This window comes from Corynebacterium stercoris (assembly GCF_024160105.1).
Taxonomy (GTDB): Bacteria; Actinomycetota; Actinomycetes; order Mycobacteriales; family Mycobacteriaceae; genus Corynebacterium; species Corynebacterium stercoris.
In genome coordinates, this window is sequence record NZ_JAMFTQ010000002.1 from 44,100 (window position 1) to 59,338 (window position 15,239).

Sequence of the window (15,239 nt, forward strand, 5' to 3'; positions counted from 1 at the left end):
CTTACCTCAACTTCTCTATCTCGGTCGCGAGCGCCGTCAATTCGTCACACAGGTGACGAATTTCCTCGGCATCCGCTCCCTCCATGGCCGCGGTGCGAACGTCCTCCGCAGCGCAGCGCAATTCGTACAACTCATCGCGCAGCTCAGCGACCCTTTCCGGGCGCAGGATAACGGAGCCTTCCGCGATGCCCGCTCCCGAGAGGTTGTGCCGCTGCTCATACGCGCGCTGCTTGCACGATTGGCCGCAATATTTGCGCTTGCGGCCCCTACCCTGCTGAGCCTCAAGCTCCTGGCCGCACCAGAGGCAGACCGGTGCGGGTCGCATGTGTGAATATGATTCGCCCGCCACCCGTACGACTCTAATACATGGACCGCCTGCGACCCGACTCGCGGGAACAATGCAGCGGTGCGCGCCGTTATACTGTATCGACGACTCTTGGTACGAAGAGGCTTGACGAAGGGATAGTGACAGCATGGCTGATCGTGTTTTGCGCGGAAGTCGCATGGGCGCAGTGAGCTACGAGACGGACCGCGACCACGACTTGGCGCCGCGCCAGATGGCGAAGTACCAGACCCCGAACGGGGAGGTGTTCGAGGTCCCCTTCGCGGACGACGCGGAGATCCCCGAAGAGTGGATGTGCAAGAACGGCCAGGTCGGCACCCTCATGGAAGGTGAGGGCGTCGAGGCAAAGCCGGCGAAGCCGCCGCGGACCCACTGGGACATGCTGCGTGAGCGCCGCACGATCGAAGAGCTCGACGAGCTGCTCGAGGAGCGCCTCGATCAACTGCGCAAGCGCCGCCGCACTGCGGCGCGCATGGCCAAGGAGCAGCAAGCCGAGGCCGAGAACAACTAAGAGCTTCGGCTTCTTGCCTAGGCCGGCAGGCGTGTGTTTAGCGCTTGTCGGCCTTTTCTGCGCCGTCGGAAAGCAGTCCAGCGCGACGCAGCTCGTACTGGGCGAGGCCGACCATGGACTCGGCGGTGTTTGCGGCGTCGGCGGCGAGCGCCTTGACCTTGCCTGGGATCTCAGACAGGCTGGTGCGCTTCAGTTCGTACGCGGCGAGATCCTTCATGGCGACGGCGGTGTTGCCCACAGTCTCGGCGGCTGAGTTTACAGTGTCGCCGAGGTTCGGCAGGTTGGTGCGGCTGATCTCGTACTTCGCCAGCGCGGTGACTTCCTTAGCCAGCTCAGCGGCGTTGTTCGCGGCGTCGGTGACACCCCACTTGGTCACTTCGCCGAGCGAGGTCAAAGCAAAGCTCGGGTCCAGCTTGGAATCGCCGAGCTTGCGGTCCTCGAAAGTCACCGGCACCTCGCGGACATCGAAGCCGGCGTCGATAGCGCGGTGCGCGAGCTCCGCTTGGAAGATGTAGCCCTTGTTGGACAGCGCGGCGAGGTCGAGCTCCTCGAGCACCTCGCGGCGGATCGCACGGTAGCCGGCGGTCATGTCCTTCACATCCCCGCCGAGCATGAGCGAAATGTAGCGGTTGCCCAGTTTGGACAGCGCGTACCGGCTCTTCGGCCAGTGTTTGACCTCGCCGCCCTCGACGTAGCGGGAGCCGATGACGAGGTCGGCGCCGGCGGAGATTTCGTCGAGAAGCAGAGAAAGCTCCTCGGGCGCGTGGGAGCCGTCGGCATCCATCTGCACGAGCACCTCGTACTCGCGCTCCAGACCCCACTTGAAGCCAGCGCGGTAGGCGGCGAGGAGGCCGTCCTTGCCGGTGCGGTGCAGTACGTTGACGCGCTCGTGCTCAGCCGCGAGCTCGTCGGCCTTCTCCCCCGTGCCGTCCGGCGAATTGTCGTCGACAACAAGCACGTCGACGTCCGGGTTCGCGTTGAGGACTCGGTCGACGATCAGCGGCAGGTTCTCTACCTCGTTGTACGTCGGGATGATCACCAGCGTGGTGGTCGACACAGTGGGTGCTCCTTATACGTGCGTTTCATGGCGGGCACGGACAGCCCGCGACCCTGTAGCAGCATACCCCCGCCGGGCGGTCGCGGCTGCACCGATCATCACTGCGAGACCAGCCAGAACCAGCACCCACTCCAGCGCCCCGCCGAAGCGGACGGCGGGCGTGACGCGCTCGCGAAGCGGGAGCTCCTCGACGAGGTGGTCGGCGGTGAAGATCTGCGTCTGCTGCGACACGGTGCCGTCGGGGTGCACGATCGCGGAGACGCCCGAGGTGGCCGCGACGATGACGGCGCGGTCAGTCTCGATGGCGCGCATCCGGCTCATAGCCAACTGCTGGTAGGTCATGTCGGTGAAGCCGAACGTGGCGTTGTTGGTGGGCGTCGCCAGGATCTGCGCGCCGTTGCGCACGGCCATGCGGTACGCCGGGTCCTCCGCGACCTCGTAGCAGGTTGCGACGCCAAGCGTCACGTCCCCCATCCGCACGACACCCGGGCCGTCGCCGGGCTTGAAGTCGCCGGCGAGGTCCACCAGGTCTGAGAAGTTGCGGAAGAAATCGCGCATCGGCATGTACTCGCCGAAGGGCTGGAGGTAGCGCTTGTGGTGGTAATCGCCGGGGCCGGTGACGGGATCGAACACCACCTGCGTGTTCCGGTCGCCCACCTCGTCGCGGGTGAGCGTGCCCACCATCGTCGGGGCGTTAACGGCCTGGACCGCAGAGTCGATGAGGGCTGCCGCCTCGGCGTCCATAAACGGGTTCACGTCGGAGGCGTTCTCCGGCCACACGACGAGGTCCAGGGGCTGGCCTTCTTGTGCGGCTTCCTGGCCTAGCGCGATGGTTTCATTGACGTGGTTCGCCAGCACCGCGCGGCGCTGCGCGTTGAAATCCAGCCCCATGCGCGGCACGTTGCCCTGCACGGCAGCGGCGCGGACGGTGTCCACGGTCGCGGCATCGCGGTTCACGCCGAACCCGGCCAACCAGCCGACAACCAGCGGGACGAGGAAGCAGGCGATCGCGATGCGCTGCCGCCAATCGCGGGTGAGCCACGGCATGACCAAACCCACGCCTGCGAACACGGCGGCCAGTGTCACCAGCGCTGGCCCACCCCAGGGGGCGAGATTGGCCAGCGGCCCGTTGATCTGGCCCCACGCCAAACGCACCCAGGCGAACCCGCCGAAGGGGAACGAAGACCGCGCGAACTCCACCGCGAGGTAGACGAAGGGGAAGGCGAGGAAGCCGTAGCGCCAGCGCGCAATCAGCACACCGAAGATACCGGTGAGGATGCCGTACAGCGCCAAGAAGATGGAGAGCGCTACGTACGGCATTGCGCCGACGAACTCCCCGATCCACGGCAGCAGGAACAGGTAGGTCACTAGGGCGTGGACGAAGCCCAACAGGGCGCCGAACCCCGCCCCGGGCTGCTCCTGCGCCTCCCCCGCCATGCCGGTGGCGGCGGTGAAGCGGCGCGACCACGGCATGAGGGCCAAGTAGAACAGCCCGATGCCGAGCGGCGCCGCGAGGGAGATGCCAATCGGCTCATACGAGAAGTAGACCAGCCAGCCGCCGATGGCGGCGAGGCCGAAGCGCAGGAACGCGATCACGGCTGGCGGCCCTCCGGGGTATCCCCCGGGCCGTCCATGCGGTACCAGCGCTCTAGCTCGTCAGCGTCGATGACCTCGTGGTCCTCGTGTGCGTCGGCACGCATCTGGCCCTCAGGGGTGAACGTGCCGTAGCTGGTGCGCATGGTGGACATCGGCGAAGCCTCGTACGCGCGCATGCCGAACTCCTCCATGCTGCGCTGCGCCTGGGCACTGATGCTGCGGCGCATCAGGGCGCGCGTCGGCGGGAAGATCATGAGCAGACCCGCGAACGAGGTGACAAAACCGGGCACCATGCACAACACCCACGCCACCATGAGCAGCGCCGAGTCGCCAGCGAGTTTCCCGATCGTTGAGCGGCCCTCAGCGGCGGAGAGCAGGGCGCCGCGCAGCGATACGCTGGCCAGAAACCCGCCGAGCACCATGAGGCCGAGCACGGCGAGCAGCGCCCACCCGACACCGATCAACTTGGCCACGCCGATGAAGGCGAGCACCTCGAGGGCGAAATACGCGAACAAGAGCAGCGGCATGCGGCTTAGACTACCTGCCGAGCTGCCGCAGCAACCATTCCGCGTCGCGCCCCAGGTGCTGGAAGTACGGACCGAAGTGGTTCGTACCGGTGCGGCCCAGCACCCGCGGCAGGCGCCTCGTCTCCAGCTCACGCCCCCACGAGAGCGCGAGCTTTTCGACGGTTGCGTGCGGCACGAGATCGTCGTAACGCGAGGCCCACAGGCGAGTCGGAATGCGCAAGGGGCGGCGGGTACCGAGGGTGTTGGCGGCGAGGAACTCGGAGGTTTTCGGCAGGTCGTCGATGAGCTGCGCCATGCTGATTCCGGACGTGGTCCAGCGACGCGTTTTCGCCCACGGGCGCACGACGACGGCGCCGGCGGCACAGACGCGGGCGTCGAAAAGCACGGCTTCGAGGCCCTCGGGGCTCAAGTGCGGGGTGATTTCGGCCGCGATGGCCGGGTCGGAGGCCATCATGCCGGCGACGGCGTAGAGGATCACGATGGATGCCATGGCACCGTCGACGTGATCGAGCATCGCGGTGAGATCCGCGGGTGGGGCACCCACCATGGCCGCGAGCGGCTGCAGCTCCGGCGCGTACTCCGGTTGCTCCAGCCACGCCCCGACCGCGCCGCCGCCCTGGGAAAAGCCCCATAACCCGAGATTCTCAGCGCCTACGCCGAGTGCCTCAGCTGCCCGCACCGCATCCGCCAGCGCGCGGGCGGCTGACACGTGGTCGCAGTACAGCTGGACGTTGTCCTCCGGGTCGCGCGGGTAGTCCGTGAGCACCACGTTCGCGCCGTGGGCGACAAGCAGGTTGATGGCGGGCTGCTCGTACGCGGCAATCGCATCCAGGGGGTTGCGCCGCACCCGGGCGCCGACGGTGCAGGAGTAGGAGGGGTCGCAGTGCGGGGCCACACCCTGGGTCGACGGTGCGAACGCGATCGTCGGCTGCGGGCCCTTGCCGCGCCACGGCGTGCGCGAACGGAACACGGCACCGGTGGCGCTCAGGATGCGGCTCTTCCTGTCCGAGGTGGCGTAATCGATGCGCCACGCCTCCGCGGGGTTGCACCGCCCCGAAAGGCCCACAGGGCGGATTTCGGCGGCGGCGAGCAACGCGCCCGGCCGCACCCCGGTCAACCAGGTGGCGGCGCCGAAATCGGGGTCGGTGCGGGGGCGCAGATGCACCAGATCCGCCGCCAAACCGAGGCTCGTCCGAGCCGCTTCCGTCCACATTTCGCCTGCTCCTAGCGGGGCATGTGCCGCCAGATCGGGCGCGGCACGAGCCGCATCACGAACGCGAGCGCCGCGAGGCTGCGCGGAATCCACACCGTGGTGCTCTTGCCGCGCGCGGCGGCATCAACGACCGCGTCCGCGACCACGTCAGGAGTCACCGACAGCGGCGCTGGCTTCATCCCTGTGGTCATGGACCCGATGACGAACCCCGGGCGCGCCGTGATCAGGTGCAGGTCGGTGCCGTGGAGGCGATCGGCAAGCCCCTGACAGAACGCGTCCAGACCCGCCTTCGTCGAACCGTAAACGTAGTTCGCCCGCCGGGCGCGCCACCCGGCAATCGAGCTGAACGCGTAGATCTCGCCGCGCCGCATCACGTCGGCCAGCACGGTGAGCATGCTCATCTGGGCGAGGTAATCCACCGTGCCAATGCGCACCGCTTCCTGCTCCTCGCGCTCCGCGAGCTCTTGGTCGCCCAAGATGCCGAAGGCCACGATCGCCGTCGTCACCTCGCCTTCCTCCATGGCTCGCTCAACCAGCGGGCGGTGGGACTCGAGGTCGGCAGCGTCGAAATCGAGCGTCGTCACGCGCTGCGCTCCTGCCGCGAGCAAACGCTTTTCGACGCTCGCTCCCCGGCCGTCTCGTTCCGGTTCGCGCATCGCGCAGACGACGCGGCGGCCGGCGCAGATGCGCTCGGCGATCTCCCCGCCGATGTCGCTGGTCGCGCCGAGGAGCAGGATGGCGCCCTCGCTCATCGCAGGTCCTTTGGCTGGGTGTTGAGCGCGATCGCCCCCTCGGCGGTGAGCACCACAATGTCCTCGATGCGCATGCCGAAGCGTCCCGGGATGTAGATGCCGGGCTCGATAGAAAACGCCATGCCCTCGCGCAGCACGACATCTCTGCCGCCGATGATGAAGGGTGCCTCGTGCACGGCGAGTCCGATGCCGTGGCCGAGACGGTGGGTGAAGTACTCCCCGTAGCCGGCCTCCGCGAGGATGTCCCGGGCAACCGCGTCGAGCTCGCCCGCCGTGATGCCCGGGCGCGCCGCGGCGACGGCTGCTGCCTGGGCGCGCTTCAGCACGGCGTAAGCCTCGAGCGCCTCCGGATCGGCCTGGCTCGGGTCGCCGCCTGCGACGTAGGTGCGGGTGCAGTCGGAGTTGTAGCCGGATTCGAGGGGGCCGCCGATGTCGACGACCACGATGTCGCCTGCCTCGAGCACGCGGTCGGAATAGTCGTGGTGCGGGTTGGCGCCGTTCGGGCCGGAACCCACGATGATGAATTCCGCGCGCGCATGCTCGGCCAGGATGAGATCCGCGATCTCCGCGGCGATCTCGGCCTCGGTGCGGCCGGGGGTGAGCAGCGCCGGCACCTGGGCGTGGACGCGGTCGATCGCAGCACCCGCCTTGGTGAGCTCCGCGATCTCCACCGCGTCCTTCGACGTGAAGCACGCGCCGATCTCAGGCGCAACGAGGCGGGTCTTGCTGAGGTAGCCCTGCAGCGCGAAGATGTGGTCCGCGGTCAGGCCCGGCGCGATGTCGACCGGTGTGTACGCAGTGTCCGCCCCGAGGAACTCCGCGACGAGCGCGTAGGGGCTTTCCCCGTCGCGCCACCCGGCGAGCTCGACGCCTGCGAGCTCGGCCTCAGCGCGCAGCGTGTCGATGTCCGTCAGCGGTGCGACGGCGAGCACAGCCCCGTCTGGTCGGAAGACCAGCGCGGTGAGCCGCTCGTGGGAGCCCATCGCGGAACCGGTCAGGTACGTGAACTCGGGGCCGGTGCCGACGATGAGTCCAGCGCTGTATGTACCGGCCAGAGCTTCGGAAACCGCCTGGCGGCGGGTGGCGTAGGCCTCAGAACTGAAAAACGGCATGGGACCATCGTAGACTCGCCCTCGTGTCCGTCTCCCCCGCCCACGTCGCCCGCATCAGCGGCCCTGGCGGCTACTGCAGCGGCACCCTCATCGGCCCTGATGCGGTGTTGACCTGCGGCCACTTCTTCACGCCGGCGTCGCCGTACACCGCTACGACCTGCGCCGTAGCTGGGACGCGGCGGCGCATCGCGCACCTCAAGCGCTTCCCCGGCACCGACATCGCCCTCGCTCGTTTGACCAAGCCCGTCGACGGCGTCGACGAGTATCCCGATTTCGGACCGACGCCGCTTCCCCTCGTGCGCACGGTCACCCTCGGGTTCGGCGGCGGTGCAACAACCCCGCAAACGCGGGTTGGCCGCCTCGTTACCGGCCTGCCGCTCGCAATCTCGCGGGGCCTCACCACCGTCGTGCGCCCCGCCGCGCTCATCATCAACACCCCGCGCGCCATCAAGGGCGACTCGGGAGGGCCAGTGCTTTTCGACGGCCGCATCTTCGGCGTGCAATCCCTCATCCTCGACCCGTTCGGGCGGAACCTCGGAGTGGCGACGGTCTCTGTGGTCACTCCCGCGATCGTCGAAAAGCTCGGAGCCCTGCGCTAGGAGCCGATGGCGACCACGCCGCGGCGGATCGCGTCGATGGCGCGGTTGGCGTTGTGGCGGATGTCGTCGGAGTAGCCGGTCTTGGCGATCTGCTCCAGTAAGTCGATGACTTGGCGGCACCAGCGCACGAAGTCGCCGGCGGTGAGTTCGGCGCCCGATTCCGCGGCGGCGGCTAGGGCGTAGCCGAGTGGCGCGCCCGCTGTCCACTGGTGGATTGACAGGCTGAAGCCGGCATCCGGGATGCGGGTGACGGGCAGCTGGTGCCGCTTCTCGTCGCTGACCAGCTCGCCGTAGATGCGCTGCGTCTCATTCATCGCGTCCGCCATGCGCTCGGTCGCAGCCTTGGGGGATCCGCCGGTGGCCTTGCGGTTTTCGAAGATCACCATGGAGGCCACGCCCGCGAGCTCAGCCGGGTCCAGCTCGTCCCAGATACCCCGCTTGAGGCACTGAGCGACCAGCAGGTCGGAAACGTTGTGGATGCGTGCGAGGCGCTCGCCTTCCTCAGTCACCTGCGGCTCGCCGTCGACGATCTCGACGTAGTCCATCTCGGTGAGCAGGCCGATGATGCGCTCGAAGTGGCGGCCGAGGGTTTCCGTCGAGGCGTCCACGCGGCCGCTGAGCTTGGCCAGCTTGCGTTCCTCGCGCACGAGCTCCTCGCCGACGCGCGCCAGCATCTCTCTATCCGCCGCCGGCCAGTGGTGCACCGGGTGGTTGCGGATGGCTTCGCGAAGCGCCAGCACCTGCTTGCTCGGGCGGGTGCGGGCCTGCTCGCGCATCTTCTTCGGCGAGGTGAAGTTGCCGCGGCGCAGCAGGTCGACCACCTTGCGAGTGTGCTTGCGCGGCTGCTCCTGCATGTGGCGCGGCACCTTGATCCGGCCCACCACCATGGGCGGGTTGCGGAACATCCCGGCATCGATGCGCCCCGACCAGCCCCGCTCCGTAGTCACCCACGGGCGCGGGTCGTCTTTACGGCCCGCCGGCTGGATCACGGCGGCGAGCTCCGGCATCTTCTTGCCCGGGATGGCGATCACCTCGCCCACCTGCAGGCGGCCGAGAATTGTGCGGGCCTCGATCTGCCGGTCCTCCACCGAGTGGCGGCGCGCCTCCTTCTCGGCGTCGGAAAGGTCGCGGCGCAGCTCGAGGTACTCCACAAGGTCCTCCGCGGGGTCGTCCGACGGCGGCGCGAAAGAGGCGATGTCGCGCTCCAGCTGCGCGCGCAGCTTATCCACCTTTGTCTGGAGGCGTTCGATGTCGCGCACCTCGCCCACCACGGAGCGGTCCGTCTGGAACTGGGCGAAGGACTGCTCGATGAGGCGGATGGAAGCGTCGTAGCCGTTCATGCCCAGCATGTTGATGGCCATGTTGTAGCCCGGGGTGAACGGGGAGACCAGCGGATAGGTGCGGGTGGAGGCGAGGCCCGCGACTTCGCGCGGATCCATCGCGGGCGCCCACTGCACCACCGCGTTGCCGATGTGGTCGATGCCGCGGCGGCCCGCACGGCCGGTGAGCTGGGTGTACTGCCCCGGGGTGAGGTCGACGTGCGCCTCGCCGTTGAACTTGATCAGCTTCTCCAGCACCACGGTGCGGGCCGGCATGTTGATACCCAGCGCGAGCGTCTCGGTGGCGAAGACCACCTTGACCAGACCGCGCACGAAGAGCTGCTCCACGATGTGCTTGAACGCAGGCAACATACCGGCGTGGTGGGCCGCGAAACCTCGGGACCACGCAGTGCGCAGTTGGCGGTAGTTGAGCACCTGGAGGTCTTCCTCCGGGATGTCCTCGACTCCGGCGTCGATGATCGCCGTGATCTCCTCCTGCTCCTCCGGAGTGGTCAGCTCCTTGCGGGAGCGCAGGCATTGGAACAGCGCACCGTCGCACCCGGCGCGGGAGAAGATGAAGATGATGGCCGGCAGCATGTCGCGGGACTGCAGTGCGGAGACCACCTCGGGGCGGCCCACGGGGCGGATCTTGTCCTGGCCGCGTTCACGTCCGCTGCGGCGGCCGGCGGAGCGGGCGCGGAACCCGCGGCCCTCCTCGAAGTCGCGGCGGCCCTCGTCGGCGCTGCCCGCCTCAATGCGGGCGATGGCGTGCTCCAGCTCGCGGTTCACGCGGCCGTCGGTATCCGGCTCGAAGAGCGGGAAGATCTTGCGCCCCACCATCATGTACTGGCTGAGCGGCACCGGCCGGTGGTCAGACACCACGACGGCGGTGTCGCCGCGCACCGTGCCCAGCCACTCGCCGAACTCCTCCGAGTTCGACACCGTCGCCGACAGTCCGATCAGGTTCACCGAATCATCCAGGTTGAGGATGATCTCCTCCCACACCGCACCGCGGTCCAGGTCGGCGAGGTAGTGGATCTCATCCATCACCACGTGGCTCAAGCGGTCGAGCTGAGGTGACTCCGCGTAGATCATGTTTCGCAAGACCTCGGTCGTCATCACCACGACCTCGGCGCTGCCGTTGATGCTGACGTCGCCAGTCAAAAGCCCCACGGCATCCTCGCCGTGCTCCCTCACCAAGTCGTGGTACTTCTGATTGCTCAGCGCCTTGATCGGCGTGGTGTAAAAACACTTCGTACCCCGCGAGAGCGCGAGCGACACCGCGAACTCCCCCACCACGGTCTTGCCGGAGCCCGTCGGGGCGCAAACTAGCACCCCGCGGTCCGCTTCGACGGCGCGGCAGGCCTCCACTTGGAAGGCATCGAGGGCAAAGCTTTTCGACGCCGCGTACTCAGCCAAAAAGGATTCGGGGTCAATCGTGGCGGCGCCTGGAGCAGTCATGTGCCCCAGGGTACCTAGAGAACGTCGTCGAACATGCCCGCGCCGTAGGCCGGCGGGGTATCCGTGCGCGGGGCAGGTTGATTGCCGGCCGGCGGGCTCACTGGCCGCGCAGGTGCGATGGGTTCCGGACGAGCGATCGCGGAAGCGCGCGGGGTGCCGCCGGTGCTACCGGCGGCGCCGACCGGCCCAGACGCGTGAATCGGCGACGCTGCGCCGACGGGCTGGGCGCGGCCGACGGGGCTGGATGCCTCCTCGTCGCCCACATCCATCCACTCCGGGCGCTCGCGGTGCTTGCGCTTATCGTTGAAGCGGCAGAACTGGAACGCCAGCTCCACGAGCAGGCACATTGACGTACCGAGCACGACCATGGAGAGCGGGTCCTGGCCCGGCGTCATGAACGCGGCGAAGATGAACAGCCCGACGATGATGCCGCGGCGCTTGTCCTTGACGTGCTCGTAGCGCAGGAGGCCGGCGATGTTGAGCATGATCACGATGAGGGGCAGCTCGAAGCTCACACCGAAGATCAGCACGAGGCCGATGAGGAAGCTGTAGTAGCTGTGGCCTGTCAAGCCGCCCACCTGCACCTCGCCGCCGATGGTCAACAGCACGTACAGGCCCTTGTCCAGTACGAAGTACGCGAGCAGCGCACCGGCGACGAAAAGAAGTACCGCCAGGGTGACGAAGGTGAATGTGTAGCGTTTCTCATTCTTGTGCAGGCCCGGGGTGATGAACGCCCAGATCTGGTACAGCCACACCGGCGACGCCAACACCAGACCGGCGAGCGCGCCGATCTTGAAGCGCAGCATGAACATCTCGAACGGACCGGTTGCCAGCAGGCGGCAGGTGCCGTCGTTGGTGAAATCCGCCCGGAACTCTGCCGGGATGTTGCAGTAGGGGCGACGGATGATCTCGCCCAGCGGCATGATGCCCGGCGGGGTGTTCTGGTACCAAATGAACCCGATGATTGCGCCGATGACAATGGCGACCAGCGAGATGATGACGCGTCGGCGCAACTCCTGGAGATGCTCGACAAGCGTCATCTCCCCTTGCGGGTTGTGCTTGCGGCGCTGCTTTGCCGGCTTGCGCGGCCGAGGTGGCTGGTGCGACGCAGGCTGGGGTGTCCTAGCCACTGCTTATCGGCGCGGCTGGTTCTCGGGGCGATCCCAGAAATCGTCCGGCCGGGCAGCGCTGCGGGTCTCCTGGTTCAGCGGGTAGGCCGGGTTCGCCGCGTCGTTCGGCTGCTGGTACTGCTGGGAGGGCTGTGCCGGCAGCTGCTGCTGGACAGGCTGGTTAGCCTGGTCCTCCATGTCCTCGCGGCGCATCTCCTTGACCTCGGACTTGAAGATGCGCGCGGAGCGGCCCATGGAACGGGCGAGGTCCGGCAGCTTGTTCGCGCCGAACAGCAGCAGCACGATGGCCAGGATGATCAGAATTTCAGAGGGGCCGAGGCTCGGCATGACTGTCCTTTCCAACGGAATGCAGGCCGGTGAGGTCCGCTTCCCGGGATCATAGCAACGTGTCGATCGCGAGCGAAGCGCGACGCTGCACTTCGTCGGCCAGCTCCTTCGGCTCCACCAGCACCACCCGGTCCGCCTGCCCGAGGCAGAAGCGCACCAGCCAATCGCCGCTGCCGTAGCGCAAGGTCGCACGCACCCACTCCACCTGGGGGTCGGAGAGGCTTTCCACGTCGTCCGCGTCGAGCTCCAGGTCCCAGTAATCCGCGAGCCACGCGGCATCGCGCCGGATCTTCAACGCCGCTACTTCCGCCGCGCTGAAGTGGAAGGGGTCTGCGGGATCGAACGCACTGCTTGCCGACGCCTGCGGTGTTATGCGATCGTCGAGAAGCTCAGCCCCCCGGATGCGGTCGAAGCGGAAGTGCTTCACTTCGCCGTTGTCGAGCGCGCGGAGGTAGGTCTGGCCGTTTGAGTGGAACGTGTCGATGGGTGAGACAGTGCGGGTCGACGTGGTGTCGGAGGTGACGGAGTAGTACGTCAACTCGAGTTGGCGGCCTTCCCCCAGCGCCTGGGCGATGATGGCGGGTGTGCCGTCCGACACCTCGTAGCGCGGATCGCCGACGGTGCCCCCGAGCGTGACCGCACGAATCTTGTCCGCGGCGGACGCCGCCGCGTTCGAGTCCACAAGGCCCGGCATGGTCTCCAGCGATTCGAGCAGAAGGAGCAGTGCGTTCGCCTCCGTAGGAGTCAAGCGCAACGGCTTGTCCAGGCCCTGCGAATCGATGATGGTGACCTTGGTCCAGTCGTGCTCGAGGTCGATCATCTCGCCTGCGTGCTTGCCCACCCCGGAAAGATGCAGCACGTCGAGGTCTTCGCGCACCTGCACCGGATCTGACCCGAGATCCCGCGCCATCTCCATCACCGTGGAGTTGGGGTGCTTGCCCACATACGCGAGCAGGTTCAGGATGCGGACGACGCGCTGCCGGCGCTCGGCCTTCTCGCTCACTGCGCGGCTCCTTTCAGCAGTTCCACCACGTCACGGCGCACATCTGCCGGCTCGATGGCGGTGACGTTGCCGGCCAAGCTGGCCACGGTACGCACCAGCCAATCCCGCTCCACGCCGCGCAGCTGGATCACGTCGCCCTCGCGCACGCCGCGGCTTGCGAGCTCATCACCCGCACCGCCTCTCACAGTCACGGCCGCATCCGCCACGGGGCCTTGCAAGAGCGTCTCGACGAGCGTTTGCAGATCCCCCTCCGCCGCATGGAACCCGTCCGCCTCCACAGGCTTCACGTGAGAGATCTTGCGCACCCGGAATACGCGCTCCGCGTCTTTGTCCACGTCCCATCCCACGAGGTAGGCGCGGTTGTTCAGCGGCACGATGCCCCACGGGTCCACCCGGCGGCGCTGCGCTGCGGCACCCTGGGACGGGGTGAAGTCGAACTCCAGGCGGGTGGGTTTACGCACGCCGTAGAGCAGCCACCGCAGCGTTTCGGGGTTGAGGCGCGTGATGTCGTTGGACACGGACGAGATCGCCGGACTGTCGAAGGTGCGTGTCGCGCCCGACGCCGCGAGCTTGGTCCAGCCGGAGCGGGCGAAGGCGCCGAGGTTCGCCCCCTGCGCGAGGTCCGCCGCAAGCCCGACCGCACTAGCCTCCGCCTCCGTGAGCTCAACCGGCGGCAGCTCGTAGCGCTCCTTGTTCAGGAATAACTCGCCGTTCTCGATGCGCACTGGGACCCACATCGCCCGCAGGTCGCGGACGTCGCGCCGGATGAGGCTGTCCAGCGCCTCGGGCTTGCGCCCCTCGTAGCCGTCCACGTTTGCGCCCACCCACGCGATGCTGCGGGGTGTATCGGACCCGAGCAGTGCGAAGGTGAGGTTCACCAACCGGCGGACGGCATCCGAGTTAGTCACGGCCGGCGTGCTCCTGCACGTACGCGATGAGATCATCCACGCGGGCGTCCGCGGTGACGAAGGGATCGAGCAGCTCCACGGTTTGCGGCTCTGGGCGGTTGACCTTGAGGTGCACCCAGTCCACGTTGTAGTCGGCGCCCGCCTCCTGCACGGTGTCGAGGAAGCGGCCGCGCAGGGCGGCGCGGGTGGTCTGCGGCGGGGTTGCGGCCGCTGCCTCGATGTCGGCGTCCGTGATCCACCGCTTGGCCAAGCCCTTGCGTTCCAGCAGGTAGAACAGGCCGCGGTTGCGGTTGATGTCGTGGTAGGTCAGGTCGATCTGCTTGAGCTTCGGGTGGCCCCACTCCACGCCCAGGCGGTCCTTGAACTGGGTGAGCAGCTTGCGCTTGATCACCCAGTCAATCTCCTGGTCCACGCCCGAAAAGTCCTGGCTGGCAATCGCGTCCAGCGTGCGCTGCCACAGGTCCACGATGCGCGCCATCTCCTCGCTCGGCGTGCCCTCATCGGGGCGCACCTCGAGCCACTGTTTCGCGGCGTCGAGCGTGGCCTGCTGGATCTCCAGCGCCGTGGTCGTGCCGCCGTCTTTGAGCACCATCTCGGTCTGGCCGGTCGGGTCGGACGCGATCGGGCGGATGTGGATGATGGGGTTATCCAACTCGACGTCGGGAAGCGGGAAGCCCGCCTCCAGCATCTCGATGACAAGCAGTGTCGAGCCGATCTTGAGGGCGAAGGTCGGCTCCGACATGTTCGAGTCGCCCACGATGACGTGCATGCGGCGGAAGCGGTGCGAGTCGCCGTGGGGCTCGTCGCGTGTGTTGATAATCGGCCTGGTGCGCGTTGTCGCCGAGGACACGCCCTCCCACACCTGGTCGGCGCGCTGGGAGATGACGAACTCCCCCTTCTTGATCATGCCCGCGCCGCAGATGAGCTGGCGGGTGACCAAGAACGGCAGGAGCTGCTTGCCGAAAGACTTGAGCACCAGCTCGCGGCTGATCAGGTAGTTCTCGTGGGTGCCGTAAGAATTGCCCATCGAATCGACGTTGTTCTTGAACAGGAACACGTCCGCGTCAATCCGGTCGGCGGAAAGCGCCGCCACCGCCTGCTCGGCGAGCTGGTTGTAGAGGTACTCGCCAGATTTGTCGTAGGCGAGCAGCTGCGACACCGAGTCGCACTCCGCAGTGGCGAACTCCGGGTGGGAGCCCACGTCAAGGTACAGCCGGGACGCGTTCTTGGTGAAGATGTTGGAGCTGCGGTGCTGCTGCACGACGGGGCGGAACAGGTAGCGGGCCACCTCCTCCGGCGTGAGCACGGTTCTTCCGTCGCGGTAGGCGGTAACGCCGAACTCCGTCTCCACGCCCATAATGCGCCGCGGGTACGCCTCCAT

General features: G+C 67.4%; 15 protein-coding genes. 2 read left to right on the forward strand and 13 right to left on the reverse strand.

Features of this window, described 5'->3' with window-relative positions; all coding sequences use genetic code 11:
• Position 1 precedes the first annotated feature (1 nt).
• Positions 2–325, reverse strand: coding sequence for a hypothetical protein (locus M5J20_RS02330; protein WP_253575973.1), 324 nt, complete (start codon positions 323–325; stop codon positions 2–4).
• Between the two features lie 148 nt (positions 326–473).
• On the opposite strand from M5J20_RS02330, the gene M5J20_RS02335 reads away from it, so the two are divergent.
• Positions 474–854: an RNA polymerase-binding protein RbpA gene (locus tag M5J20_RS02335; protein WP_253575975.1), complete on the forward strand. Its 381-nt coding sequence runs from the start codon at positions 474–476 to the stop codon at positions 852–854.
• A gap of 37 nt (positions 855–891) precedes the next feature.
• On the opposite strand, the gene M5J20_RS02340 is transcribed toward M5J20_RS02335, so the two are convergent.
• Genes M5J20_RS02340 through M5J20_RS02365 form a run of 6 tightly spaced genes read right to left on the reverse strand, consistent with a single transcriptional unit; the run spans position 892 to position 7,111 of the window.
• Positions 892–1,911: a polyprenol monophosphomannose synthase gene (locus M5J20_RS02340; RefSeq protein ID WP_253575977.1), complete on the reverse strand. Its 1,020-nt coding sequence runs from the start codon at positions 1,909–1,911 to the stop codon at positions 892–894.
• Positions 1,912–1,923: 12 nt separating this feature from the next.
• A complete protein-coding gene (gene lnt, locus M5J20_RS02345) occupies positions 1,924–3,507 on the reverse strand; it encodes an apolipoprotein N-acyltransferase (RefSeq protein WP_253575978.1) in 1,584 nt (527 codons plus the stop codon).
• On the reverse strand, positions 3,504–4,034 hold the full coding sequence (locus tag M5J20_RS02350) for an FxsA family protein (protein WP_253575980.1): 531 nt from the start codon (positions 4,032–4,034) through the stop codon (positions 3,504–3,506). Before M5J20_RS02350 ends, lnt begins: the two co-directional genes overlap by 4 nt.
• A 10-nt stretch (positions 4,035–4,044) precedes the next feature.
• Positions 4,045–5,247, reverse strand: coding sequence for a lipase family protein (locus M5J20_RS02355; RefSeq protein ID WP_253575982.1), 1,203 nt, complete (start codon positions 5,245–5,247; stop codon positions 4,045–4,047).
• An 11-nt stretch (positions 5,248–5,258) separates the two neighbouring features.
• Positions 5,259–5,999, reverse strand: a complete 741-nt coding sequence (locus tag M5J20_RS02360; RefSeq protein WP_253575984.1) for an SDR family oxidoreductase — start codon at positions 5,997–5,999, stop codon at positions 5,259–5,261.
• On the reverse strand, positions 5,996–7,111 hold the full coding sequence (locus M5J20_RS02365; RefSeq protein ID WP_253575986.1) for a M24 family metallopeptidase: 1,116 nt from the start codon (positions 7,109–7,111) through the stop codon (positions 5,996–5,998). Before M5J20_RS02365 ends, M5J20_RS02360 begins: the two co-directional genes overlap by 4 nt.
• Before the next feature lie 23 nt (positions 7,112–7,134).
• Between M5J20_RS02365 and M5J20_RS02370 the strand changes: the two genes are divergently transcribed.
• Entirely contained in the window at positions 7,135–7,710 is a 576-nt protein-coding gene (locus tag M5J20_RS02370; protein ID WP_253575988.1) for a trypsin-like serine peptidase, read from the forward strand.
• Here M5J20_RS02370 and M5J20_RS02375 read toward each other — a convergent pair.
• From M5J20_RS02375 to pafA, 6 genes are all read right to left on the reverse strand, one after another.
• Entirely contained in the window at positions 7,707–10,490 is a 2,784-nt protein-coding gene (locus M5J20_RS02375; protein WP_253575990.1) for a DEAD/DEAH box helicase, read from the reverse strand. The two genes, M5J20_RS02370 and M5J20_RS02375, sit on opposite strands and share 4 nt — an antisense overlap.
• A gap of 14 nt (positions 10,491–10,504) precedes the next feature.
• Positions 10,505–11,530 carry a twin-arginine translocase subunit TatC gene (gene tatC, locus M5J20_RS02380; RefSeq protein WP_253575992.1) on the reverse strand — a complete coding sequence of 342 codons (1,026 nt, stop codon included), beginning with the start codon at positions 11,528–11,530 and terminating at the stop codon, positions 10,505–10,507.
• Between the two features lie 93 nt (positions 11,531–11,623).
• Positions 11,624–11,947, reverse strand: a complete 324-nt coding sequence (tatA, locus tag M5J20_RS02385) for a Sec-independent protein translocase subunit TatA (protein WP_253575994.1) — start codon at positions 11,945–11,947, stop codon at positions 11,624–11,626.
• A 49-nt stretch (positions 11,948–11,996) separates the two neighbouring features.
• Positions 11,997–12,950, reverse strand: a complete 954-nt coding sequence (locus M5J20_RS02390; protein WP_253575996.1) for a helix-turn-helix transcriptional regulator — start codon at positions 12,948–12,950, stop codon at positions 11,997–11,999.
• A complete protein-coding gene (locus tag M5J20_RS02395; RefSeq protein WP_253575998.1) occupies positions 12,947–13,858 on the reverse strand; it encodes a helix-turn-helix transcriptional regulator in 912 nt (303 codons plus the stop codon). The genes M5J20_RS02390 and M5J20_RS02395 overlap by 4 nt, the downstream gene beginning before the upstream one ends.
• Complete coding sequence (gene pafA, locus M5J20_RS02400) at positions 13,851–15,239, reverse strand: Pup--protein ligase (protein WP_253576000.1); 1,389 nt, start codon at positions 15,237–15,239, stop codon at positions 13,851–13,853. Before pafA ends, M5J20_RS02395 begins: the two co-directional genes overlap by 8 nt.